General features: G+C 69.8%; 17 protein-coding genes and 1 pseudogene. 12 read left to right on the forward strand and 6 right to left on the reverse strand.

The window, feature by feature from the left end; genetic code table 11:
- Positions 1 to 189: 189 nt before the first annotated feature.
- Complete coding sequence (locus tag FCI23_RS17880; RefSeq protein ID WP_211265374.1) at positions 190 to 660, reverse strand: carbohydrate ABC transporter permease; 471 nt, start codon at positions 658 to 660, stop codon at positions 190 to 192.
- A gap of 451 nt (positions 661 to 1,111) precedes the next feature.
- Between FCI23_RS17880 and FCI23_RS17885 the strand changes: the two are divergent.
- From FCI23_RS17885 to FCI23_RS17910, 6 genes and pseudogenes are all read left to right on the forward strand, one after another.
- A pseudogene (locus FCI23_RS17885) lies at positions 1,112 to 1,743 on the forward strand (ThuA domain-containing protein).
- Positions 1,728 to 2,825, forward strand: a complete 1,098-nt coding sequence (locus FCI23_RS17890) for a Gfo/Idh/MocA family protein (RefSeq protein ID WP_136724890.1) — start codon at positions 1,728 to 1,730, stop codon at positions 2,823 to 2,825. Before FCI23_RS17885 ends, FCI23_RS17890 begins: the two are co-directional and overlap by 16 nt.
- Positions 2,826 to 2,898: 73 nt before the next feature.
- Positions 2,899 to 5,925 carry an alpha-mannosidase gene (locus tag FCI23_RS17895; protein WP_136724891.1) on the forward strand — a complete coding sequence of 1,009 codons (3,027 nt, stop codon included), beginning with the start codon at positions 2,899 to 2,901 and terminating at the stop codon, positions 5,923 to 5,925.
- A 175-nt stretch (positions 5,926 to 6,100) separates the two neighbouring features.
- Entirely contained in the window at positions 6,101 to 8,083 is a 1,983-nt protein-coding gene (locus tag FCI23_RS17900) for a DUF2264 domain-containing protein (protein ID WP_136724892.1), read from the forward strand.
- Entirely contained in the window at positions 8,076 to 11,225 is a 3,150-nt protein-coding gene (locus FCI23_RS17905; protein ID WP_136724893.1) for an alpha-mannosidase, read from the forward strand. The genes FCI23_RS17900 and FCI23_RS17905 overlap by 8 nt, the downstream gene beginning before the upstream one ends.
- A 119-nt stretch (positions 11,226 to 11,344) precedes the next feature.
- A complete protein-coding gene (locus FCI23_RS17910) occupies positions 11,345 to 12,550 on the forward strand; it encodes an ROK family transcriptional regulator (RefSeq protein ID WP_407645980.1) in 1,206 nt (401 codons plus the stop codon).
- Positions 12,551 to 12,606: 56 nt separating this feature from the next.
- On the opposite strand, the gene FCI23_RS17915 is transcribed toward FCI23_RS17910, so the two are convergent.
- Both FCI23_RS17915 and FCI23_RS17920 read right to left on the reverse strand, forming a co-directional pair.
- Entirely contained in the window at positions 12,607 to 14,733 is a 2,127-nt protein-coding gene (locus FCI23_RS17915) for an ROK family protein (protein WP_246143790.1), read from the reverse strand.
- A 78-nt stretch (positions 14,734 to 14,811) separates the two neighbouring features.
- Complete coding sequence (locus FCI23_RS17920; protein WP_136724895.1) at positions 14,812 to 17,085, reverse strand: beta-galactosidase; 2,274 nt, start codon at positions 17,083 to 17,085, stop codon at positions 14,812 to 14,814.
- 345 nt (positions 17,086 to 17,430) lie between these two features.
- Between FCI23_RS17920 and FCI23_RS17925 the strand changes: the two genes are divergently transcribed.
- From FCI23_RS17925 to FCI23_RS17940, 4 genes are all read left to right on the forward strand, one after another.
- On the forward strand, positions 17,431 to 18,795 hold the full coding sequence (locus tag FCI23_RS17925; RefSeq protein ID WP_136724896.1) for an ABC transporter substrate-binding protein: 1,365 nt from the start codon (positions 17,431 to 17,433) through the stop codon (positions 18,793 to 18,795).
- A gap of 10 nt (positions 18,796 to 18,805) precedes the next feature.
- Positions 18,806 to 19,705, forward strand: coding sequence for a carbohydrate ABC transporter permease (locus tag FCI23_RS17930; RefSeq protein WP_136724897.1), 900 nt, complete (start codon positions 18,806 to 18,808; stop codon positions 19,703 to 19,705).
- The gene (locus tag FCI23_RS17935; RefSeq protein ID WP_211265375.1) at positions 19,702 to 20,643 is read left to right on the forward strand and encodes a carbohydrate ABC transporter permease; all 942 of its coding nucleotides are present in this window, start codon (positions 19,702 to 19,704) and stop codon (positions 20,641 to 20,643) included. Before FCI23_RS17930 ends, FCI23_RS17935 begins: the two co-directional genes overlap by 4 nt.
- A gap of 146 nt (positions 20,644 to 20,789) precedes the next feature.
- Positions 20,790 to 20,975, forward strand: a complete 186-nt coding sequence (locus FCI23_RS17940; RefSeq protein WP_136724898.1) for a hypothetical protein — start codon at positions 20,790 to 20,792, stop codon at positions 20,973 to 20,975.
- A 193-nt stretch (positions 20,976 to 21,168) separates the two neighbouring features.
- Here FCI23_RS17940 and FCI23_RS17945 read toward each other — a convergent pair whose 3' ends face one another.
- A complete protein-coding gene (locus tag FCI23_RS17945; RefSeq protein WP_246143791.1) occupies positions 21,169 to 21,867 on the reverse strand; it encodes an SDR family NAD(P)-dependent oxidoreductase in 699 nt (232 codons plus the stop codon).
- A 138-nt stretch (positions 21,868 to 22,005) separates the two neighbouring features.
- Complete coding sequence (locus FCI23_RS17950) at positions 22,006 to 22,887, reverse strand: NmrA family NAD(P)-binding protein (RefSeq protein ID WP_136724933.1); 882 nt, start codon at positions 22,885 to 22,887, stop codon at positions 22,006 to 22,008.
- A gap of 111 nt (positions 22,888 to 22,998) precedes the next feature.
- Here FCI23_RS17950 and FCI23_RS17955 point away from each other — a divergent pair, with 111 nt between their 5' ends.
- Together FCI23_RS17955 and FCI23_RS17960 are read left to right on the forward strand one after the other, a co-directional pair.
- On the forward strand, positions 22,999 to 23,592 hold the full coding sequence (locus FCI23_RS17955) for a TetR/AcrR family transcriptional regulator (RefSeq protein WP_246143792.1): 594 nt from the start codon (positions 22,999 to 23,001) through the stop codon (positions 23,590 to 23,592).
- 232 nt (positions 23,593 to 23,824) lie between these two features.
- On the forward strand, positions 23,825 to 24,787 hold the full coding sequence (locus tag FCI23_RS17960; protein WP_136724934.1) for an aldo/keto reductase: 963 nt from the start codon (positions 23,825 to 23,827) through the stop codon (positions 24,785 to 24,787).
- 329 nt (positions 24,788 to 25,116) lie between these two features.
- Here FCI23_RS17960 and FCI23_RS17965 read toward each other — a convergent pair whose 3' ends face one another.
- Entirely contained in the window at positions 25,117 to 25,596 is a 480-nt protein-coding gene (locus FCI23_RS17965; protein WP_246143793.1) for a hypothetical protein, read from the reverse strand.
- Positions 25,597 to 25,783 lie beyond the last annotated feature (187 nt).

Consider the following 25,783-nt stretch of genomic DNA (forward strand, 5'->3'; position numbering starts at 1 on the left):
AGCGAGCGACCCAGACCTTCAGCACACCCCTAGCCGCACATTTCGCACATGGCATTTCGGTTAAATCGGTCTTCTGTCAAGCTCGGATCAATCGATCGGATCCAGTCGCAGCGCCCGCGACATGTTCAACGAGCGAGCACAACTACGGTCGCGAAACCGGTCAAGATCGATCATCCGAGCCCGTAGCCGTCACCCGCCGGAGTGACGTGCGGAAGACAGGCCTAGCCGGCCGGCTGGTCCGCGGCCGTCGGCGTGATGCCCTGGATGCCGACGGTCGCGCTCGCCTGCCACGCCCTCCACCAGATGGCGCTGGAGCAACGCGAATACCACCAGGATGGGCGCCGCGACGATGACCGTGGCCGCAGCGATCAGTGGCCATTGCGTGGTGTACTGCCCGAAAAAGGAGAACAGCCTGCGGGTGACTGGCCACAGTGCCGGATCGTTCAGCATTACCAGGGGCAGGATGAGGTTGTTCCAGCTGCGCACGAAGCCGAAGATGGCGAAGGTGGCCAGCGCGGGCTTCATCTGCGGCATGATGATGGTGAAGATGAATCTGACGTACCCGCAGCCGTCCAGCGCCGCTGCTTCGTCCAGTTCCCGCGGGATGCTCTTGATGTAGCCGACGAAGAAGAAGAATCCCGCGCCGGCCAGCGAGGTCATCACCAGCCGTCGGTCGATCGGCCACCGGGGTCCTCCAGGAGTTCAGGCGGAGCGGGCCCGGTGGGTCAGCGTCCGGCGCTGGTGAAGGGGTACAGGGGGGCGGGAGAACGGCCTCCGTGCCCTCGGACATTAAATCCATCGACTGGAGATAGTCAATGGATGCTGCAGTGGGCAGTAGTCGTGCGGTGGCGATCCAGGAGAGCTGACTGAGGGACGGATCGAGTGGGTGCGGCCCCTGAAGCACCTGTTGCGGCATCGGCCCGAATCCCGCGCCGCAGTGGTGCGAGGGCGGCGGCCCCGCGTGTCGCGGTTTCTCCAGCGTATTGACAAACTATGGCACCGATTCGTAGGTTCGCTGGGCAAGCGACTACCGCCCAACTCCGTGGGCCACCGCGCACGGTGCCGATGGGAGCGTGCGATCACCTTGACCACTCACACCACCCGACGGGCGATGGTCGTCCGAGGCGGCTGGGACGGACACAAACCCGAGGAGATCAGCGACGGCTTCGTCCCCTTCCTGAAGGAACAGGGCTTTGCCGTTGAGACCTCCGAGGACCTCGCGGTCTACGAGGACACCGAGCGCCTGGCCGCCACCGACCTGATCGTGCAGTGCTGGACCATGGGCACGATCACCCGCCAGCAGAGCGACAACCTCGCGGCCGCGGTCCGCGCCGGTACCGGATTCGCCGGCTGGCACGGCGCGTCGTCGACTCCTTCCTCGACCACGGCTACCACCTGCTCACCGGTGGCCGGTTCGTGATGCACCCGCCCGAGTTCCTCGACTACACCGTGCACCTGCTGCCGGAGCAGGCGGAACACCCCGTCATCGCGGGGCTCCAGGACTTCGACGTGCACACCGAGCAGTACTGGCTGCTCACCGATCCGCACATCGAGGTACTGGCTACCACCACCTTCCCGCCCGACGACCTGCGTGACCGGCCCGCGGTGATGCCCGCGGTCTGGACCCGGAGCTGGGGCGCCGGGCGGGTCTTCGTCTCGACCATCGGGCACAAGCCCGACGATTTCGACGTGCCGGAGGTCCGCACGTTGACGGAAAGGGGATTGCTGTGGGCGAGCCGCTGAGGATCGGCATTGTGGGTGCAGGCAAGATCAGTGGCGCCTACCTCACCACGCTGAACGGTTTGACGTCTGTTCAACTCACCGCCGTCACCGACCTCGACCGGGACCGTGCCGTGAGCCTGGCCGCGGAGGGGACGGCCGGGGGAGCGGGCAACGGGAAGGAGGTCGCGGTCGTCGGCTCCGTCGCCGAGCTGGTCGCCCGGGACGACGTGGACGCCGTGCTCAACCTGACCATCCCCGCCGCGCACGCCGAGGTCGCCCTCGCGGCGCTCGGCGCGGGAAAGCATGTCTACGGCGAGAAGCCGCTCGCGGTCGACCAGAAGGAGGCCGAGGCCGTCCTCGGCGCGGCCCGTGCCGCGGCACTGCGCGTGGGCTGCGCCCCCGACACCGTTCTCGGTACCGGCGCCCAGACCGCCCGTAAGGCCGTCGACGACGGCCTGATCGGCCGGCCGGTCGCCGCCACGGCCTTCATGACCGGTGCCGGGCACGAGAAGTGGCATCCGGACCCGGAGTTCTACTACCGCCCCGGTGGCGGCCCGCTGCTCGATATGGGCCCCTACTACCTCTCCGCGCTGGTCCACCTGCTCGGTCCGGTGGTCAAGGTGACCGGCGCTTCGTCGCGGCCGCGCGCCGAGCGCACCATCGGCAGCGGCCCCCGCGCCGGGCAGACCTTCGCGGTGGAGGTGGACACCCACATCACCGGGGTCCTGGATCACGCCGGGGGAGCGTTGAGCACCCTGGTGATGAGCTTCGACGTCAAGGCCGCGCGCCTGCCGCGGATCGAGGTGCACGGGACCGAGGCATCGCTGTCCGTGCCCGATCCCAACAACTTCGACGGGCCCGTCGAGATCAACCGCGGCGCCGGCTGGGAAGCCCTGCCGGTGAGTGCCGGGTACCGGGACGCTGGTCGCGGCATCGGCCTCGCCGATCTGGCCGAGGCATTGGCGGAGGGGCGACCGCACCGCGCGTCCGCCGAACTCGCCGCCCACGTCCTGGACGTCATGCTCACCCTCATGGAGGCGGCGGACCAGGGCCGTGCGCTCCCTGTCGTCAGCACCTGCGAGCGGCCCGCTCCGGTGACCTGACCCGGCCGCCCGGCGACCTCAACAGTACCTCCGGACCGCACCGCACACGTCGCAGCAACAGGAGACCCACCCTATGCACGACGACCGACAACTGGTCGAAGCACGACTGGAGCGCGTCCTGCGGGAGCGCATCCGCCCGGCCGTCTACCCGCTGACGGCGCCCCTGGACGTCGAGATCTGGTCCGCCCCGGGCGAACCCGTGCCTGTGGCCGAGGGGTTGGCGGCGGCAACCCGGCCCATCGCCGAGGGTACTCAGTGGGGTAGGCCCTGGGGGACCAGTTGGTTCAAGGTCACCGGAACGGTCCCCGCCGAGTGGGCCGGTGCCACTGTCGAGGCTGTGCTCGATCTCGGTTTCACCCCGCGCACCCCGGGCTTCCAGTGCGAGGGCCTCGTCTACCGCCCCGACGGCTCGCCGATCAAGGGCCTCCATCCGCGCAACTCCCATGTGCGGCTGGATTTCCCGGTGGTCGGTGGGGAGGAGGTGCACTGGCGGATCGAGGCAGCCTCCAACCCGGATCTCGACGCGAACGGTGTGCCCTTCCAGCCCACGCCGTTGGGCGACCGGACCACCGCGGGCGACGCGCTTCAGTACACGCTCGGCCCGATGCGGCTGGCCGTCTTCGACGAGACAGTGTGGAACCTCGCCATGGACCTGGAGGTGCTCGGCGAGCTGATGGCAGAGCTCCCCGTGGACGGCGCGCGCCGCTGGGAGATCCTGCGCGCGGTCGGCCGGGCGCTGGACGCCGTCGACCTGCAGGACGTCAACAGCACCGCCCAGGCGGCCCGGGACGAACTGGCCGGCGTGCTGGCCGCTCCGGCCGTCCCCGCCGCGCACCGGATCAGTGCGGTCGGCCACGCCCATATCGACTCCGCGTGGCTGTGGCCGCTGCGCGAGACAGTGCGTAAGGTCGCCCGGACTGCGTCCAACATGACCGCTCTGCTGGAGGCGGAGCCCGAGTTCGTCTTCGCCATGTCCCAGGCCCAGCAGTTCGCCTGGATCAAGGACCACCGGCCGGAGGTCTGGGCACGGGTCAAGAAGGCCGTGGCGGCCGGCCGGTTCATCCCGGTCGGCGGCATGTGGGTGGAGTCCGACACCAACATGCCCGGCTCCGAGGCGATGGCCCGGCAGTTCGTCCACGGCAAGCGCTTCTTCCTCGAGGAGTTCGGCATCGAGAGCGAGGAGGCGTGGCTTCCGGACACCTTCGGCTTCGCCGCCGGGCTGCCGCAGATCATCAAGGCGGCCGGGGCACGTCGGCTGCTGACCCAGAAGATCTCCTGGAGCCGGACCAATCGCTTTCCGCACCACACCTTCCTCTGGGAGGGCATCGACGGCTCCCGGATCTTCACCCACTTCCCGCCGGTGGACTCGTACAACTGTGAAATGAAGGGTCGTCAGATCGCGCACGCAGCAAGCAACTTCAAGGAGAAGGGCGTCGCCACCCGCTCGCTGGCACCGACCGGCTACGGCGACGGCGGAGGCGGCACGACCCGCGAGATGGTCGCCAAGGCGGCGCGACTGCGCAACCTGGAGGGCTCCGCCACGGTGCAGTGGGAGGCCCCCGCGACGTTCTTCGACAAGGCCGAGGCCGAGTACGCGAACCCGCCGGTCTGGGTCGGCGAGCTCTACCTGGAACTGCATCGCGCCACGCTGACCAGCCAGGCCCAGACCAAGCGCGGCAACCGGCGCAGCGAGTCGCTGCTGCGGGAGGCCGAGCTGTGGGCGGCGACGGCGTCGGTCCGCGCCGGAGTCCCGTACCCGTACGCCGAGTTGGACCGGATCTGGAAGACGGTGCTGCTGCACCAGTTCCACGACATCCTGCCCGGCTCATCCATCGCCTGGGTGCACCGCGAGGCGCGCGAGACCTACGCCCGGATGGGCGAGGAGCTGGAAGGCATCATCGCGGGCGCCCAGCGGGCCCTGGCCGGCGAGGGATCGGTCGAGCTGTTGTTCAACGGTGCTCCGCACACTCGCGGCGGGGTGTCCGCGGGCGGTGCCGCACCTGAAGCCGGGCCGGGCGGCGCGGTGACACCCGTGCCGCACGAAGGGGGCGGTCTCGTGCTGGACAACGGCCTGCTGCGCGTCGAGATCGACAATCGCGGGCTGGTGGTGTCGGCCTACGACCTCACGGCCGGCCGTGAGGCGGTCGCACCGGGACAGGCGGCCAACCTGCTGCAACTGCACCCTGACTTCCCCAACCAGTGGGACGCCTGGGATGTCGACGCCTTCTACCGGAACACCGGCCGCGACCTGGTCGAGGTGGAGTCCCTGGGTGTCGAGGGCACGTCGGTCCGCATCGAGCGGGTCTTCGGCGAGTCGAGGGTCGTCCAGCTGCTGTCGGTGCCGAACGGCGTGAAGCGGCTCGATATCGACACCGAGGTGGACTGGCACGAACGGGAGCAGTTCCTGAAGCTGTCCTTCCCGCTGGACGTGAAGGCGGACCGGTACGCCTCGGAGACCCAGTTCGGGCACGCGTACCGGCCCACCCACCAGAACACCAGCTGGGAGTGGGCGAAGTTCGAGGCCTGCAACCACCGCTTCGTCCACGTCGACGAGCCGGGCTGGGGTGTCGCGGTCGTCAACGACGCGACCTACGGCCACGACGTCACCCGCTCGGTACGTGTCGCCGATGCGGGCACGACCACGACTGTGCGGGCGTCGCTGCTGCGCGCGCCACGCTATCCCGACCCGGAGACCGACCAGGGTGTGCACCGGTTCCGGCACGCGCTCGTGCCGGGCGCCACTATCGCCGACGCGGTCCGCGAGGGCTACCGGGCCAACCTTCCCGAGCACCGGCTCACCGGGGCGGTCGCCGCAGTGGCGCCGCTGGTGTCCGTGGACGAGGATGCCGTGGTGGTGAGCGCGGTGAAGCTGGCCGACGACCGCGGCGGCGATCTGGTGGTGCGCCTCTACGAGGCCAACGGCGGGCGCGCGCACGCCACCGTGTCCGTGGCCGACGGCTTCGTCGTCGACCGCGCCGTCCTGACCGACCTGCTGGAGCGCCCCCTCGTGGACGCCGAAGCACTCTCGGCCGAGGACGGAACCGTCTCCCTCGACCTGCGCCCCTTCCAACTGGTGACGCTGCGCATACCGCGAGCCTGACGCCCGTCACCGGTCAAGCGTGGAGCGCCGTCCGGCAAGCCCTGTCGCTCGGCGCTCCACCGCCGCTTCCCCGCCCTGGAAAGCGCCGGTACGTTGCACCAGTTCACCCACCGGAGGCATTGGCAACACTCCATCACGTGGACGCACCTTCACCGACCCGGGAGATCCGCCACTCATGAACCGCACCCCCGCCGAGGACCGCGCCCACTGGGAGCAGACCGCAGACCGGCTGCTGCTCGCAGTGCGGCCGTACGCGACCGCCGGGCACGCGCTGATCGGGTTGCCCGGAGTGCCGAGCCACAACGGCAGGCACAGTGACGGTCTCGAAGGCTTCGCCCGGACCTTCCTGCTGGCCGGGTTCCGGCTGGCGGGGGCAGGCGGGGCCGACCCGCACGGCCTGGCCGACTGGTATGCGTCCGGGTTGGCCGCCGGTACCGACCCGAAGCACCCCGAACGCTGGCCCAGCTTCGCCGAGGCGAACCAGGCCAAGGTCGAGGCCGCCTCCATCGCGCTTGCGCTGCACGAGACCCGGCCCTGGATCTGGGACCGGCTCGACGACCGGGTGAGGCAGCAGGTCCTGGACTGGCTCGCGCCGATGGTCGGCAACCTCATGCCGGGCAACAACTGGGTCTGGTTCCAGGGCATCACCGAGGCGTTCGCCCGTACCGCCGGAGGGAAGTGGCTCCAGCAGGACCTGGACCGAACCATCGCGCTCACCGACGGCTGGTACGCGGGGGAAGGCTGGTACTCCGACGGCCTCACCGGCGCGCTGCACCGCAACTTCGACCACTACAACGGCTGGGCCATGCACCTGTACCCGCTGTGGTTCTGCCGCATCCTCGGCGATGCCGCACCCGCGGGGCTGATCGACCGCTACCGCGCCCGGCTGCGCCGCTTCCTTGAGGACCAGCGACTGCTGGTCGGCGCCAACGGCTCGCCACTCGTCCAAGGACGCTCGCTCACCTACCGGCACGCCGCCCTGGCACCGCTGTGGACCGGTGCGCTTTTCGACGCCACGCCACTGGCGGCGGGGGAGACCCGCGCCATCGCCAACCGGATGCTCGACCACTTCACCCGGAACGGCGCGACCGACGACCGCGGCCTGCTCACCCTGGGCTGGCACCGCCCCTACCGCGGTGTACTCCAGGGCTACTCCGGGCCCGCGTCTCCCTACTGGGCCAGCAAGGGCTTCATCGGCCTCGCGCTGCCGGCGGACCACCCGGTGTGGACCGAGGAGGCCACCCCGCTCCCGGTCGAGCGGGGCGACTTCACCCGTACCCTGGCCGCGCCCGGCTGGCTGGTCTCCGGCACCGCCGCCGACGGTGTGGTGCGGGTCGTCAACCACGGCGGCGACCACGCCGACCCGGACCGCCTCCACTCCGACGACCCCTGCTACGCGCGCTTCGCCTACTCCACCCACACCGCGCCGGAAACCCCCGGGGACGCCAGCCCCGGGCCCGGCTCCTGCCCGGACGCCGAGCCGCTGGACAACGCCGTCGTCCTCCTCGACACGCACGGCCGGGCCTCCCACCGGCGCCCGTCCACCCGGATCTCCATCGACGGCGCCACCGCCGTCTCCCGCTCCCGCGCGCACTGGCCCGAGGACGCCACCTGGGACGTCTTCGGCGGCCCCGACACCGCGTACCGAATCGGTCCCTGGGTCACCGTCGGCTCCGCCTTGCGCGGCTCCGTCGAGGTGCGGGCCGTGCGGGTCGACCCCGCCGACGACGACCCGGCCGGGGAGCCGCACCTGCTGCGGATCGGCGGCTGGGCCCTGGCGGCGGACCCGCCGTCGGCGCCCGCCCCCGCGGCGGACGGCGCCACCGCCCGGGTGGCGGACGCCGACGGACTGGTCTCCCTGGTCACAGGCATCCACGGCCTGCCCCGCGCCACCGTGGTGCCAGGCCAGGACAGCAATGCTCTGGGCGCGGCCTCGGCGACCCCCGTCGTGGAGAGCGAGGGCCCCGTCGCCCACGGCAGTGTCTGTGTCGCCCTCGTCCACCTGGGCGAGGCCGACCCGAGCGCCCTGCCGGAGGTCACCACTCGGGCGCAGGACGCCGACCTGCTCGTGGACATCGCCTGGCCGAACGGCGCGCGCGACACCATCCGGCTGCCCGACCCCGCGCAGGACCCCTGGAAGGACCGTCCCCGTGCATGATGATCGCCGGATCACCGAGACCCGGATCCGCAAGCTGCTGGACCGGGTGATCCGACCCGCCCTCCACAGCGAGACCCACCCGCTCGCCCTGAGCGCCTGGGCGGTCGACGGCGAACCCGTTCCCGTCGCCGAGGCCCTGAAGGCCGACTATCAGCCCTTCGTCCTCGGCTCCAGCTGGGGCGGTCCCTGGTCGACGACCTGGCTACGGGCGCGCGCGCAGGTGCCCCAGAGCTGGGCCGGCCGCCGCGTCGAGGCCGTTTTCGACCTCGGCTTCGACATCAGCCGTGGGCCCGGCGGCCAGGCCGAGGGCCTGGTCCACGACGCCCATGGCTCTCCGATGCAGGGCCTGCACCCCTATCACCGCAGCGTGCTGCTCACACAGTCCGCCACCGGGGGCGACCAGGTCGACCTGCTCGTGGAGCTGGCCGCCAACCCCTGGATCGTGGGCAGCGCGGGCCGCAATACCCACTTCGGTTCGCTGGAGACCGCGGGCAACGAGCACCTCTACCGCCTCGGGCAGGCCGAGATCGCCGTGCGCGAGGAGGACGTCTGGCACCTGATCCATGACATCGAGGTGCTCGACGAGCTGATGCACGAGCTGCCCGAGGGCTCCTCCCGGCGCCACGAGATCCTGTACGCGCTGCGCCGGGCCGCCGACGCCGTCGACCCCACCGATGTGGCGGGAACCGCGGCGGAGGCCCGGAAGAGGCTGGTCGACGTGCTCGCCCGGCCTGCGCACGCCTCTGCGCACACCATCGCGGCGGTCGGGCACGCCCACATCGACTCCGCCTGGCTGTGGCCGGTCCGCGAGACGGTGCGCAAGTGCGCCCGCACCTTCACCAACATGACGACCCTGGCCCAGGAGTACCCCGAGCTGGTCTTCGCCTGCTCCTCGGCGCAGCAGTACGCCTGGATGAAGGAACAACACCCGGAGGTCTTCGCCCGGATGAAGAAGGCCGTCGCCGCGGGCACCTGGGCGCCGGTCGGCGGGATGTGGGTCGAGGCCGACGGCAACCTGCCGGGTGGCGAGGCCCTGGCCCGCCAACTCGTCTACGGCCGACGCTTCTTCGCCGAGGAGTTCGGCATCGAGCAGCATGGTGTCTGGCTGCCCGACTCCTTCGGCTACACCGCCGCCTACCCGCAGCTAGCCAAGCTCGCCGGCGCCCGCTGGTTCCTCACCCAGAAGCTCTCCTGGAACGAGACGAACCGCCTGCCCCACCACACCTTCGCCTGGGAGGGTATCGACGGCACCCGCGTCTTCACCCACTTCCCGCCCGTCGACACCTACAACGCCGAGCTCACCGGGGCCGAACTCGCCCACGCTGAGGACAACTTCGCGGACAAGGGGATCGCCACCCGCTCGCTTGCGCCGTTCGGCCACGGCGACGGCGGCGGCGGTCCCACCCCCTCGATGCTGGAGAAGGCCCGCCGCCTCCGGGACCTGGAGGGGTCGCCCCGGGTGCTGGTCGAGGCGCCGGATGCCTTCTTCACTGCCGCGGCGGCCGAGCACGAGCGGCTCCCGGTCTGGCGCGGCGAGCTCTACCTGGAGAACCATCGCGGCACCTTCACCAGCCAAGCCCGTACCAAGCGGGGCAACCGCCGCTCCGAGGCCTTGCTTCGCGAGGCCGAGCTGTGGGCCGCCACGGCGGCGGTCCGGTCGGGCGCGGCCTACCCCTACGAGCGGCTGGAGCGGACCTGGCAGCGCGTACTGCTCAACCAGTTCCACGACATCCTCCCGGGCTCGTCCATCGCCTGGGTGCACCAGCAGGCCGAACGCGAGTACGGAGAGATCCAACGGGAGCTGGAGCAGGTCATCGGCGAGGCGGTGGCGCAACTGCCCGGCGCGCCCGCCTTCCTCAACAGCGGCCCGCTGCCGCGCCGCGAGGTCGCCTTCCTGGCGCCGGACCAGGCGGCGGTCGAGTCCTACCCGGAGGGCCAGTTCCTCGCGGACGGCAGGCTCGCTGTCCTGGCCCAGGCGCCCGCTCTCGGGTCCGGCACAGAGACCGTCCCCGCGCGACCGGTCACCGCCCGCGCCGAGGACGGCGGCTACGTCCTCGACAACGGCCGACTGCGGGTCGTGGTCGACCACCGAGGCCTGGTGACCTCCGCCTACGACCACGCGGGGGAGCGCGAGGCCATCGCTCCCGGCGCGGCCGGCAACCTGCTCCAGGTCCACCCGGACGACCCCAACCTGTGGTCGGCCTGGAACCTCGACGCCTACTACCGCGACACCGTCCGCGACCTCGACCACGCCGAGGCGGTCACCCTGGTCGACGCCGGGCCGCTGCTGGCGGTGGTGCGGGTGGAGCGTGCCCACGGGGCCTCGCGCTTCGTCCAGCACATCGAACTTGCGGCGGAGAGCGCCCAGTTGACGGTTCGCAACGACATCGATTGGCAGGAGCGCGACACCGTGCTCAAGGCGGCCTGGCCGATCGACATCCACGCCGAGCACGAGAGCGCCGAGATCCAGTTCGGCCACGTGCGCCGGCCCACCCACGAGAACACCAGCTGGGACGCCGCCCGTTTCGAGCTGTGGGCGCACCGCTGGATCCACGTGGGCGAGCGCGGCTGGGGGGCCGCGTTGCTCACCGACTCCACCTACGGCCACGACCTGCACCGCGACACCCGCGCGGACGGGGGCACCACCACCACCGTGCGGCTCTCCCTGCTGCGCGCGCCGCACAGCCCCGACCCGCAGGCCGACCGGGGCCGGCACCAGTTCAGTTACGCCCTGGTCCCGGGCGCAGGAGTCGAGCAGGCCGTCGCGGGCGGCTATGCGCTCTCGCTGCCGCTCCGACCCGCCGCCGTGGAGGCCGCTCCCCTGATCTCCCTCGACCAGGACGAGGTCGTGGTGGAGTCCGTCAAGCTGGCGGACGACCGCAGCGGCGACGTGGTGGTCCGCCTGTACGAGTCGGGCGGCGGAACGGCCACGGCACGTCTGACGACCGGGTTCCCGCTCGCCGCCGCCTGGGACTGCGACCTGTTGGAGCAGCCGTGGCCGCAGCCCGCCCCGGGCACCCCCGAGCGGAGGCCGGCCCTTCTGCCGGAGGAGCCGGACGGCGTCCGGTTGCGGCTGCGACCCTTCCAGATCCTGACGCTGCGCTTGCGTCCCGAGGCCGCCACCGCCGGAGGGCGGGGATGAGCGAGTCACATCCGGCCGTGCGGGACGAGCCCGTTCCGCTCCCCGTCGCCGGTCGGTGGCATACGATGCCAGCGACCGGACGGCAGTCCCTGGAGGCGGAGAGGCGCAGGTTGACGAGCATGACGGCGGGTTCTGGCGGGCAGTCACCCATCAGACGCGGAGCCAACCTGCCGCGAGTGGGGGACTTCAATGAGTTGGTGGTGCTGGACGCCATCCGCCGGCAGCGCTCGGGCCTGAGCCGGGTCGAACTGGCCCAGGCCACCGGCCTTTCGCCGCAGACGGTCTCCAACATCACCCGCCGGCTGCTGGACCAGGGCGTGATCCGCGAGTCCGGTCGACAGAGCAGCGGCAGCGGCAAGCCGCGCACACTGCTGGAGATCGTCCCGGCCTCGCTGTACGCGGTGGGTGTCCACCTGGACCCCGCCGTCATCACCTGCGTGGTAGTGGATCTGTTGGGCACGGTCGTCGCCCAGCACAGCCACACCACGCCCAGTGGCGGGGACACCGACAAGATCGCCGCGGACATGGCCGCGTCGGTGTCCGCGCTGGTGGCGGACTCGGTCGCGGACCGGGACCGGGTGCTGGGCCTGGGGATCGCGGCACCCGGGCCGATCGACGTCGTCGCTGGCTGGGTGGTGGACCCGCCCGAGCTGCCCGGCTGGGGCCGGTACCCGCTGCGTGACCGGTTGAGCGAAGCCACCGGCCTGCCTGCGGTGCTGGACAAGGACGTGACGGCGGCGGTGGTCGCGGAGCGATGGACGGGTGCCGCGACGGCCAGCCGGAATCTGCTCTTCTTCTACTTCGGCACGGGCACGGGCATGGGCCTGGTCGTGGACGACACCGTGCTGCGGGGGATCTCCGGCAATGCCGGCGAGGTCGGCGGCCTCGGCGCGGGCTGCTCCACCCGCATATTGGTCGAGGAGGCTGTGGCCTTGGGCGTGCTGGGGGCCGAGTACACGGTGGCGAGCCCGGCGGACGCGCAGCGTGGGCTGGAGCGCCTCGCGGTGCTGTCGGCCGCGGGGGATGCGGCCGCCGACGGCATCCTGGAGCGGTTGGCGATCCGTATCGGGCGCGGCGTCTGCGCGGCGGCCACGCTGCTGGACGTCGACACGGTGGTCTTCGGTGGTCCCGCATGGCAGGTGCTGGGGGACCGGTTGCTGGAGACCGTGGAGCCGATGGTGGCCAGCAGCCCATTCGTCAAGGCGACGCATCCGACAGCGGTCGTCACGACGACCCTTGGCGCTAGCGTTGCCGCTGTGGGCGCAGCGTCTCTGGTGCTCGACGGCGCTCTGTCGGCGCAGCCGGGCGCGCTGCTGCTGAAGTAGCCGGACTCACGGCCGCTCCGGGGAGGAGCGCCGTTCAGCCGGGCCCGGGAGCGGCCTCAGGGCGATCCCGGGCGGCGCAGGCGCGGGGTGAAGGAGGCATGGAACAGGGTGGAGGCGGCGCCGACGGCGGCGGCCTCGTGGGTGCTGACGGAGCGTTCGACGTGGACGCGGCGCAGGCGGCGGGCGGTGGGGAAGTCGTTGACGGCGCGTTCGATCTCGGTGAGGTAGACCTCGGCGGCGGGGCCCGTGCAGAAGGGGCCGCCGACCACCACCAGGCCCACGTCGAGCAGGTCGATCACGGCGAGCGTGCCGCGGCCGATCGCGCGGGCGGCCTGGTGGACCGACAGCTGAGTGCGCCGGGCAGCGGCGTCGGGGACCAGGACGTGGCTGGCCGGATTGCACTCGGGCAGCACCTCCGGGCGCCCGGACGGCTCGACCCGGCCCAGCACCACTGCGCACAGCTGGCCGAACTCGCCCGCGTTGGCGGTGAGGCCGCGGTAGATGTCACCGTTGAGGATCAGGCCCGTGCCCACCCCCGTACCGAGGTAGAGGTAGACGAAGTCGCGCGAGCGCCGGTCCCGGCCGATCCAGCGTTCGCCGACGGCGGCCGCTATCGAGTCCTTCTCGACCAGGATCGGGCAGGAGAAACGGCGTTCCAGCAGCGTGCGCAGCGGCACGTCGCGCAGCACGCTCATCAGCGGCGGGTCGAGTACGGTCCCTGACACCGTGTCGACCGGGCCCGGTACGGCGACGCCGAGGCCGAGGAAGCTGCTCTCGCGCACCTGCCGCCCGACGCCTGCCAGTACCGACTCGCCGAGCACGGCGATCTGCGCGACCACCGCTCCGGGGCGCTGCTCGGGTGTGATCTTCTCGACCCGCCGGGCGACGATCCGTCCTGACAGGTCGACCACCACAGCGGTCAGCACCTCGGGGTCGATATGGATGCCCATGGCGTGCGCGGCGTCGTCGCGCAGCCGGACCAGGCCGCTCGGCTTGCCCGCCGACTGGCGTTTGCGGTCCTCCACCAGCAGTCCGCGCTCCAGCAGCGAGCGCGTGATCCGGGAGACCGACTGCTGGGTGAGCCGGGTACGGGCGGCGATGTCGCCGCGGGTGATCGCGCCGGCCAGCCGAACCGTCTCGATGACCACGCATTCGTTGAAGGAGCCCAGGTCGATCTGGTTGGCCCCGGCACCGCCCGCGTTCATGGCGGCATGCAGCGGCCCGTCGGCGTGCAGCGGCCCGGCGGCGCCCGAGGGGCGCTCACCCGGGGCGGCGGGCAGCGGCTCGCGGATCCAGCGGACGGTGCCGGGGCCGCGCAGCGCCGTCGCGAGGTCGAGCAGCACCCTGGCCGAGGAGGACGGGTGCTGAGCGGCGTCCAAGGCTAGCACGGCGCGCAGGAAGGACACCGTGCCGGTGTGCTCGGGGGGCTGGTGCGCCGTCACCTTGGCCCGTGCGCACTGCTCGGCGAAGTCGGGGGCGGCGGGTCCGCGCAGGACCACCAGGTGCAGCGAGGCCCTGGGGTGGGCCCGCCGGGCGGCGGCGAGAAAGGCGGCGACCACGGCCGGGCTCGCGAAGGGCGCCGCCGGGGCGGCCAGGGCACGGGTGAACGCGGTGGTGACCGCGGCCAGCGCGTCGGCGGGCGGTTGGATTTCGATGAGCGCGGGTTCGGGCCGAGAGCCGGTGCGCTGGGCGAGCAGGACCAGCGTGTGGGCCGGTTCGTGCAGCAGACCCACCACCCAGATCCCGCCCTCGCCCAGCGGCGGGTTCAACGGCGGTGCGGGAGCGGCGAGTTCGTCGCGGCCGAGGTTCCAGCGGCGGCGGGCCGCGGCGACCGCGGTGTGCGAGCAGCCGAGCCGTCGTCCGAGGCTGCGCGAGGAGCGCTGGTCGGGCGGGGCCAGCAGGCTCTCGGCGACCACCTCGCCCTCGTCGACCAGCGCGGGGCGGCCGCTCCGCCAACGGCCGTCAAGCCCGGCCGGGCCCTCGGCGGCATACCGCTGCCGCCAGGTGACCACGGTCTGCCGGGAGGCCCCCAGCCGCCGGGCGATCTCGGCGTTGTTCCGCCCGAGAGAGGCCTCCAGGACGATCGACGCGCGCAGCGCGCGGGGCTGGGGTCCGGCCGCCCACCGGCGGAGGACGTCGAGTTCGTTCTCCATCGATGCGCGGGTGGCACTGTGCTCAGACACCGGCAGTCATCCCCCCTGCCGACCGGGTCCGGCGGATCTCATGGTAGTCGCAGTAGTCGGGGACGGCGCCGTCGCTGTTCACTGGTCGCCGGTGGACAGTTGGACGCTGTGAATGTAGAGCGGCAGGCTGGGGTCGGTCGCGGCGAGTCGCAGGTCGGCCTGGAGGTTCTGGGCCTCGTCGAACTGCGCGCCGGTGAGGGTCAGTGTCGCGGTCTGCCAGCTCCCGCTGCCGCTGCCGGTGACCGTGGGTCCGTTCTGGTACGGGTTGTCCGTGGCGTCGTACTGGGCGGTGAAACCCTGTCCGGCCTGCGACCAGTAGGTCACCGTGAGGGTGACCGTGGCCGCACGGGCGACCGCGCTGCCCGGGTCGAGCTGGAGGTAGGCGTTGGCGGAGCCCACCCCGGTCTGGGCGGTGGTCCAGGTCTGGTACGCGCTCTGGCCGCCGATGGTGGTGGTGGTCAGATTGCCGTCCGCGCCCGCGCCGGTCGCGCCGACGTTCTGGAAGACGACTCCTGAGGAGCCGTCATTGCTGTCCGCGGTGGCGCCGATGGTGGTCGCACCGCCCGCGGTGGTGGAGCAGGAGGCGGGCACCGGGGTGCCGGCCGGGGCGGGGCCCGGGAGAAGCTTCCACTCGGCGAGCGTGGCCGTAGCCAGCGACAGCGGTACACAGGCGCCGCCGTCCGGCTCGGCGACCTGCGGCAGGGCCTTTCCGGTGGCCGCGTCCACCGCGTGGTAGCGGCCGGCGGCGAGATTGAGACCGGCCGGGTGCAGCACGACCGCGCCGTCGTAGCGGAAGTACGGGTTGATCTCGGCCAGCACCAGCTGCGCGCTGCGGTGGTCGCTCGCGGTGGTGGGGACGACCTGCAGGGCGTGCGCGCTGCTCAGGTCCGCGTACGCCGGGGCGTACTGGGTGAGCTGGTCGCCGTTGGTCAGCACGGTGCCACCGGACTTCTGATATGCCGTCACATTGGCGTCCTCGCCGTTGAGCGGGAGCACGGCGCGGAACTTCCCCAGGTCCACCGCGTGGTTCTTGACCTCGTCGCTGGTGACCACGGTGAAGCCGCTCTGATGGCGCGACCACAGCGCGGTGATCTCGTTCTCGACGTTGCTGAGGCTGCCGCCGTCCGGGTTGCCCCAGGCCTTGGAGTAGTCGAAGTAGACGGCGACCGGCTGCTGCGGGTAGGAGCCCTTGAGGCCCTGCAATTGCGACAGCGCGGCGGTGTAGATCGGGTAGGCGATGACGTCCTTGGACGTGCCGTCGTGGATGAAGAAGTCCTCGCCGCCGCCGTAGGGCAGCCCCATGCCGTAGTTGGATATCCACTGCACGGCCTGGGCGGGCATCTCGGCATCGACCGGAGCGGTCCACTCCTGGGCCAGCTTCACGTGGTAGGCGTTGGCCAGGCTGCCGAAGGTCAGGGTGAGGCCGGGCGACTGGGCGGCGTCCTCGATGATGGTGAGGTTGTACTTGCGGGCCAGGGTGAAGAAGACGTCGGGCAGGTTGCCGATGTCGGGCGCGTTGGAGATGTGGCCGCCGAAGTAGTAGTACAGCGGCCCGGAGCTGACCTTGCGTACGGCGGCGGTGAGCCGGTCGTAGGTGTCCAGGACGCTCCACTGGCGGAAGTCCTGGTAGACGCCTGCCAGCGGCTGCCCGGGGGCGGCGGCCGGCACCTGGTCGAAGGAGGTGTACGCGGTGCCGTTGGCGGAGTTGAAGCGCGCGATGGTGCGGTACGTCTGCGGCAGCCAGTGCTGGTGGAAGTAGTCGATGTCGGCTGTGGCCCAGCCGCCGTCGCCGTTGTCGCTCCACTGGGCGTCCAGGCGGCCGTAGTTGAGGATGGATCCGCCGTAGCCGGGGTTGTGGGTGATGTGTGCGACGGTGGCGGTGACGTAGTCGAAGTAGTCCTGCTGCTCGGTCAGGTTCCACCAGGGCGGGGCGATGCCGGTGCCGCCGGTGCTGGTGGTCTCCGTGTCGGTGATCCAGGCCGCGGGGCTGCCACGCCAGCCGGCCTGCCAGAAGATGGGCACGATCCGGATGCCGGCGGCCGTCGCATTGGCGAGCTCGGTGTCCAGCTCACTGAAGTCGAAGGTGCCCTTGCTGGGCTCGATCTGGGTCCACGGCATGTTGATCTCGACGCTGTTCATCCCCTTGGCCTTGATGGCCTGGAACTGCGCGACGGACCAGGGGGTGCCGTTGTCGTCGAACTGGAGCTGGGTGGCCCACAGCTTGGGTGCGCCGGTCGCGGAGCCGGTCGCGGCGCCGGCCGGGGAGACCAGGCAGGCGCTCGCGGCGACGACAGCCGCGGCGGCGAGGAGTGGAGCCGTTCTGCGTCCCGAGCGTTTCGATGTGTGCGGCATCGGCAGAGGCCTTCCGGGTGGGTGTCGACGGACGGTGCTTCTCCAGGGCGCCCCGTCGGCGGCAAGGGCTATGGAAATCCAAGAGTGTTACGAAGGCAATAGCCCGGCCGTAAAATCTGACCATACCTTGCAGTTGACCGATGCGACCTGCAAGGATGCCACTGCTGACGCGCGGATAACAGGGTTTCCATCGCTCTTCCGTCAGAAAAGTATCTTGACGTCTGTCAGAATTTTCCGTACGACTGGGCTTGACGCGGCAACCGATCGGCCACATGATTCGGATCATTCTCCGGGGCCCCGTCGGCTACATCGCATCCCTCAACTCTCCTTGCAGAGGAAGCAGACATGGCCGACAGAACCCGCATCAGCCGTCTTTCCCGTGTGCTGGCCACGACGGCAGCCGGCGCTCTCGCCGCCACCGGGCTCACCGCCTGCGGCAGTGGCAGTGGCAGCTCGTCCAACACCCTGGTGGTGGCCGAGTGGACGAACGCCGCCGCCATACAGGAGACCCAAGCCATCGACGCCGCGTTTGAGAAGGCCCATCCCGGCGTCAAGATCAAGCTGCAGACCGCGCCGACCACCGCGGGCGCCTGGCCGGCCCTGCAGAGCTCGCTGCTGGCCTCCAAGAACGTGGATGTGCTGGCGCAGTTCGCGCAGAGCCCGGAGAAGTACCCACCGGCCTCGACCAAAATCCAGCCGAGTGGCACCGCCGCGCTGGTCGCCAACGGTCAGTTCCTGGACCTGAGCTCACAGCCCTTCATGAAGCGCTTCGACTCCTCCACACAGCAGTTCACGATGGGGTATAAGAGCGGCGTCTACGGCGTCACCACGGCCGAGTACGTCAACAACACCGGCCTGTTCTACAAGAAGGACCTGCTGGCCAAGTACGGCCTGTCGGTGCCCACCACCTTCGACGAGTTCATCAGCGACCTCAAGCTGCTCAAGTCGAAGGGCGTGAGCCCGGTGTTCGTGGCCGGTAAGGACGGCTACCAGTCGATCATCTGGTTCGGGATCTACAACCAGCTACTCATGCAGGACAAGCCCGCCTCCGCAGCCAACTCCCTCTGGGTGCAGCGCGACCAGCAGTTCTGGCAAGGCCAGCAGAACTGGAACAGCGCGGTGTACCAGGACGCCGCGAAGCGCTACGAGCAGGTCATGTCGTACATCGAGCCCAACGCCGGTGGCGTCCCGGCGCAGACCGCGCCCGGGGTGTGGGCGGCCAACTCCAAGGACTACCCGTTCCTGGTGGACGGCTCCTACGACGGCAACACCATCGCAGCGGCGGACCCGTCGCTGAACTTCGGCTTCTTCGCCGTCCCCGGAACCGACAACGCCTCCTGGAACCGCCCGGACCTGGCCCCCGACCTGACCTGGACCGTACCGACGTGGGCCAAGCACCAGAAGCTCGCCCTGGAGTACCTGGACTTCTTCACCCAGCAGACCAACTACGCGGCCTGGGTCAAGGCCACCGGATCCGTCTCCACCGAGCCCGCCGTGCCCACCCCGACCCTGAAGTGGACGGACTGGCTGACCACCAACGCCTCCAAGGGCTTCATCGGCACCACCCTGCCCTGGCTGCCGCCGTCGGTCGGCTCCGACAACCCCGCGGGCGGCCCCAACCTCAGGGACACCCAGCCCTTCGGCAACACGTCGATGAGCTCGGCGCTCGACAACTCGGCCAAGGCCTACACTGCCGCAGTCAAGCCCTAGGGAGCGCGTCGTGTCCACCTCCCCCTTCGGCACGCGGCGGACCAGACGATGGATACCCTGGCTGTCCATCGCGGTGCCCACCATCGGCTGGCTGACCTTCGGGCTCTACCCCTCGCTGGCCACCGTCTACTACTCCTTCACCAACTACACCGGGCTGCCCGGCACACCGATCAACTTCTGCGGGCTGTGCAACTACCGCAACATGTTCACCAGTAACTACTCGCAGCTCTCGCAGGCCGTCGTCACCACGCTCGAGTACGTGGCCGGGGTGACGGTGCTGCAGATCGTGATCGGCCTGGGCCTGGCTCTGCTGCTGCAGCGCAGGCGCTTCGGCTACGGCCTCTACCGAGCGCTGATCTTCATGCCGCAGATCTTCTCGGTGACCATCATCGGCGTGCTATTCTCGCTGCTCCTCGACCCGAGCAGCGGTCCCGCCGAGAAGGTCTACCACTCGGTGCTCGGCAGCAACAGCGCCTTCCTCGGCGACTCCGACCTGGCGATCTGGCTGATCGTGCTGATCAACGTCTGGATGTTCTCCGGCTACACGATGCTGGTCTACATCGCTGGACTGCGGCGCATCCCACCGGAGGTGTACGAGGCGGCGTCGCTGGACGGCGCCGGGGCGATCAGGCGCTTCTTCAAGATCACCTGGCCGCTGCTGGCCCCGGCCACCACCGTGAACGTCTTCCTGACCGTCATGGGCAGCCTGGGCGAGTACGCGCTGATCCTGGTGCTCACCCAGGGCCAGTTCCACACCCAGACACTGGGGATGTTCATGTTCAACACGGCCTTCGGGGTCAACCCCGACCTCGGCCTCGGCTCGATGCTGGCCATGGTGCAGTTCGTGTTCACTGCGGTCATCGGCGGCGTACTGCTGTGGGCGCTGCGCCGCAGGGAGGTGTCGCTGTGAGTACGCAGACCGCAGGACTGCGCCGGGAGAGCACGACGACGGTCGAGGTCCAGCGCGCGGCCCGGCGCCGCGGGCTGCGGCGGGGGCTGCAGCTGAGCGGCGTTCAGCTGTTCTGCTTCGTGGTCGCAGCCGGTCTCTTCGCGCTGCCGCTGGTGTATCTGCTGCTGCAGTCGTTCAAGACCTACCCGTCCTTCCTCAAGGATCCGACGGGCCTGCCGCATCCATGGACGCTGAGCAACTTCGGCTCGGCCTGGACGCAGGGCGACTTCGCCCTGGAGATGCTCAACTCGCTGCTCTACGCGGTGGTCCCGGACGTCGTCACGCTGATCCTCGGGGTGTTCCTGGCCTTCCCGATCTCGCGGGGCTGGTTCAAGCACTCCAATGCGCTGTACGCCTTCTTCGTGTTCTCCGGGTTCCTTCCCGCCGGCTTGATCCCGCTGTTCGTGGAGGCGCAGAAGCTGGGCCTGTACGACAACCGGGTCGGGTATCTGATCCTGACCTCGCTGAGCGGTGCCGGGTTCTTCTTCTTCGTGGGCTACATCAAGACGATCCCACGGGAGTTGGACGAGGCGGCGGCAATGGACGGCTGCGGCTACTTCCGCTTCATCTTCCGGATCATCATTCCGCAGATGAAGCCGGCCCTGGCCACCTTCGCCATCTTCGGTTTCGTGGCGTCCTGGAACAATCTGATTCTGCCGCTGGTCATGCTCAACGACTCCAGCCTGTGGCCGGTGACCCGAGGGCTGTACGGCTTCTTCGGCGAGCACACCAGCCAGTGGCCGCTGATCGCCGCCGCCACGGTGATCGTGGCCGCGCCGATCCTGGTGGTCTTCGTCGTCCTGCAGCGCTATCTGGTGGAGGGTGTCGCGGGCGGTGCGGCAACCGGCTCGGCCGGGGTGGGCAATGCGCCCCCCGCGGCGGTGGCCGCGGAGGAGTGAGACCGGGTACGGCACAGCCGTACGACCAGGGGGCCGCCGGATGTCCGGCGGCCCCCTTCTGCGCTCACCGACACCGCCCTTGCCGGTGATGGACCCCCGCCGATGCCTCCCGCCGGACCCGCCCGGAGGGAGGAACCACCACCACCGTGCGACTCACCCTGCTGCGCGCGCCCGGAGCCCCCGACGTCCACGCCGACCTCGGGCGCCACCGCTTCACCTACGCCCTCGCCCCGGGCGCGGACACCCGCGAGGCGCTCGCGCAGGCGCACGCCCTCAACCTGCCGCTGCGCCCCGCCCGCGGCGCGGGCGACGCCCGCCCGCTGATCGCCTGATGTCGAGGTCGGCGCAGCGCTCGTGCCACGTGGACATCAGGATGACCAACACCCTGATCCGGCAGCCCGTTCACTCGGAGAACGCGCGGCTGCCGAGCTGAAGGAACGCTGGCGTCAACGACCACTGGAAATGATCACCGCTGAGAAAACTTCAGCGCCGGTAGCGCTGCGCCCCCTCTGACATTTCATTGCTCTACCAAGGCACAACTTGGTTGCGGTAGTCGAGGAAGTGCAAGCCCGGTTCACCCTGGTGGGCGGTGATTGTGTCGACGACGCCGGGGACGCTTTGATCAATGGTGAGGAGCGCGCGAGGGCCGCCGAGTTCGGTTTGCACCCAGCCCGGATTGATCAGCAGCAGGGTTCGGGTGTCGTTGCTGTGACGCGCGGCGAAGCTGCGCATGAGCTGATTGAGCGCAGACTTGCTGGCCCGGTAGAGCTCCTGCCCGCCATTGGTGTTGAGGGAGATGCTGCCCTGGCTCGAGGACATGACGCCGATCGTCCCAGATTCCGGTACCAAGTCTTTCAGCGCCTCGATGACGCGTATGGGGCTGAGCGCGTTGGTGACCATGACCTCCACGAACATGTCCGTCGGTACCTCGTTTACCGGCAGATCACCTTTGGTGATGGCACCGTTGACGAACAGCAGATCGAGGCTCCGCTCAGCCAATCGGTCCCGGAGCGCTGCGATCTGCTGCGGCACGGTCATGTCGAGGGTTTCGATCGTGAGTCGATCCCCTGCCGTGTCGGTGAGATCGTGCAGAGGGGTCCGCTGCGTTCCGCGAACCGTCGCGATCACATCCCAACCACGCTTCAGGAACTCGGCCGCCATCGCGAGCCCGATCGCCCGGGATGCCCCGACGATCAATGCCGTGCGGCGCTCGTCGCCACTCATGGTGCTCCTCATTTCCAGTCGGACCGGTACCACCAGCCGTCGGGCAGTGTCGTTCGTGCCCTTCCGTACGCGGATCCGATCGGGCCCGGATGCCAGTGGGGTCGGCTCGAGACCGCCCCCATGGGTCCGATCTGGCTTCTACCGGGCGTCCAGTGCAGGCTTGAGTACCTCTTCCGCCCACTGTCGGAAGCTGATGGGGGTCGTGTTCTCCGGGGTGAGCTCGAGCCCGTTGTCCAGACCGTGTTCCTTGGCGATGTCCATGTCGATCATGCTTTGGGCCATCGCATCCGAGTAGCCGAAGCTGACGAAGCCCTGCTTGGCCTGCTCGCGGCTGCCTTCCTCGAAGCGGATCGGCGTGCCGAGCACGTCGGTGAGGATGGCGGCCATGTCGTTGAGCGAGAGGTCCTCCGGCCCGAGGACACCGAGGCTGTCCTGCCCGGTCCACGTGTGGTCGAGCAGGAGCCGTGACGCGACGGCGGCGATGTCACGGGTGTCCACCAACGGCGCCTTGAGATCGCCGGGAATCGTGCCGCGGATCACACCGTCGTTCTTGATCGACTGCACCTGGTACAGCATGTTGTCCATGAACGAGGGCATCGTGAGCGCGCGGAGATGCACGCCGGTGCTGCGGAGCAAGTCTTCCATCGCCAGCGACGCCGACACGTGACCTGCGTACCGCTGCTGGCCACGTCCGAGCGCTGAGACGGCCACGACGCGCGAGACACCGTGGCGCACGATCGCGTCGGCGGCGGGGATGCTGAAACTGACGTAGGCGTCGTAGACACTCTGCACTGTCCGGTCCGCCGGAACGAGCCAGAACACGGAATCCGCGCCTTCGAATGCGCGATCGACCACATCGCGGTCCCTGTGGGAGCCGGCGACGACCTCCACCCGGTCCCGCACTTCCGCCGGGAGTCGATTCGGGTCGCGGACGATGACACGGACGGCCTCATCGTGCTGCAGCAGGTCTGACAGCACATGGCTGCCGATGTGACCGGTCGGGGCGGTGACAACCATCATGGGTGGGTACTCCTGTTCAGCCAGTAAGTAGACTATACTGTACCGTTTACTTCGCGAGAGGGCAATTCCATGGCCAGACGCGGCGACACGCTCCGCGAACACATCCTCGAGGTGGCAAAGAACGCCTTCCTCGAGTCGGGGTTCGAGCGCACCTCGATGGACGCCCTCGCCGTCCGCGCGGAGACCTCCAAGCGGTCGCTGTACGCCCACTTCCCGACGAAGGATGCGCTCTTCCTCGCGGTCATCGACCGAGTGCATGATCTCTTCCGCGGTCGAATGCGGACCCCGGACCATTACGCAGGCGACCCCGCCGAGGCGACAGCGCTGTTCTGCGGGCGATTCCTGCAGATGCTCGGCTGGGCTCCAGTCCTGCAGACCTGCCGGATGGGCATCACCGAGGCAGAACGCCTGCCGGAAGCCGCCGCCCAGCTCCACGAGGTCTTCTTCGGCGCGACCACCGATCGACTCGCGGCGTACCTCTCCGACCAGTACGGCCTGGATGCTGCGGAAGGAGCAACACTCGCCGCCCGATTGCTTGGTATGACGGTCTACCCCACATTCCCGCGAGCGCTGTTCGGCATCGGCGAACTCCGCGACAACGTTCCCGACGAGGCATCCATCGAAGCCGACGTCGACATGACCGTCATTCGACGAGCAACAGCGTCCGCGCTCTTGCGCCGACGCGATGGGAATGCGGCCGGTTAGCCGAAGTCTTGCCGGCGAAGATCACTTCCAGCATCCGTTGAGGACAACGGCGGCCTTCAGCCGCACGCTTCGCCCCCTCCACCCGGCTCGGCCTGTTCGCCCTCTTCTGCGTCGCCTTCGCCGTCGGACTCGTCCCACTACTCACTTGACCATTACGCTCCGCAATCACCTATGGTCGTCCCGGCGGGGCGATTCGCTCCGCCGGGACGAGGACCATGATGTGGAGGACGATGTGCGATACCGCGAGCTGGGACGCAGCGGACTGTCGGTGTCCGAGATCGGCTACGGGGCCTGGGGTATCGGCGAGTCCGGTTGGGTGGGCGCCACGGAGGACGAGTCCGTACGCGCACTGCACCGGGCTGTCGACCTGGGTGTGAACTTCATCGACACCGCACGCGGCTACGGCGAGAGCGAGCGGATCGTGGGCCGGGTGGTCCGCGAGCGGACCGGCGACGAGGTGTACGTAGCCACCAAGGTGCCGCCGAAGGGCGGTGCCTGGGCCCCCGACGGCCTGGACCCCGCGGTGACCTTTCCTGGCGCACACATCCGCGACAGCCTGGAGACCAGCCTGCGCACCAGCGGCCTGGACCACTTCGACGTGCTGCAGTTCCACGTCTGGAGCGACGAGTGGGTCGGCCGCGGTGACTGGCTGGAGACGATCGCCGAGTTGAAGCAGGAGGGAAAGATCCGCCTGTTCGGCGTCTCCATCAACGACCACCAGCCCGACAACGCCCTCGCCCTGGTCCGCAGCGGCGTGGTGGACACCGTGCAGGTGATCTACAACATCTTCGACCAGGCCCCGGCCGACGCCCTGTTGCCCGCTTGCCAGGAACACGGGGTCGGCGTGATCGTCCGGGTGGCTCTCGACGAAGGAGGCCTGACGGGGCGGATCACCACGGACACCACCTTCCCCGAAGGCGACTTCCGCAGCCGGTACTTCCGCGACGACCGTCCCGCGCAGGTCGAGCAGCACGTCAACGCGATCATCGCCGATCTGGGCATCGCCCCCGACGAGATGGCGGAAACCGCACTGCGGTACGTGCTCAGCGCACCGGCCGTCTCTACCGTCATCCCTGGCATGCGCACCGTACGGAACGTGGAGCGCAACACCTCCGTGAGCGACGGACGCCTGCTGACCGGCGACCAACTCGCCGTGCTCGCCAAGCACCGCTGGCAGCGCAACTACTACGCCTAATGGGAGCTACCGGGTCGGTCAGACTCGGTGCCGTAGCCGCCAGCAGGTGAGCACTCACGCCGCCGGAAGCGTTCGACTTCTGAGGTCAGACCGTGCCCCTGCTGGTCGGCCGGGAGGCCAGACCGCTGTTGGGACGGCGTGCCAGCCCGTGGGGCGTGGGCACCGGATCCAAGGCGCGGCCGGAATGGTCAAGTGCTCCGGTAGCGAAAGCCACAGCCGCTGCCCTGCAGTGTTGGGAGGATTCCGCGGTAGCGCTGACACCCCCCGCCGCCGGCGAACCCACACGAAACATGTCCCTCAAAGAAACCGCACTCTTCCCGGTTCGATGGTCATTCGATCCCAAGGGGCCCGATGCCCAGATCCTCACGCATGAGGCCGCGCATCTGGGCCATGGCCGTGCGACGCTGTGCGATCAGGGGCGCGTCCTCAGCGGAGCCGACGGCCACCCCCTGGGCATAGGCGTCGCGTATCCGGCGCAGGCTGTGAAACGCCTCATTCCCGGCCGCCACGACCTGAGGCGGGCCCACGAGCCAGAGGCGTTCGCTCGCGGTATACATGCCGGTACTGCGGAAGGCTTCCCGCACGGCCGCGTCACGCGCCGACTCGGACATGTGGTCGCCCAATGCGACGGCCCGTATCTCCTCGCCTGCTGCTTTGAGCGCGGAGACGAACTCCGTGTACACCTCGCGCCGCACTTCCAGCGCGTGCCGGGTCTCCTCGCGCCGCCACCGGTTACGATCGGCGATCAGGGTGGCGGTGATGCCGATAACGGCACCGGTCAGTGTGGAGAGCAGGGGCATCCAGTCCATGCGCCGCAGCTTGTCTGAATCAACGCGGCCACACCAGTGGCCGGTGTCTCAACGCCTGCTGTGGCGCGCCGAGCAGTACGTCCGCGGGCGCGGCAGCAGGCTGCTGCTCGTCTGCGACCACTCACGGACTTCCGGCTCCTGCCCGCTTTCGGGGCCGCCCAAGCGGCTCCCCCCTCGCCTCGCTGGC

The organism is Actinacidiphila oryziradicis (assembly GCF_005047355.1).
GTDB classification, from domain to species: domain Bacteria; phylum Actinomycetota; class Actinomycetes; order Streptomycetales; family Streptomycetaceae; genus Actinacidiphila; species Actinacidiphila oryziradicis.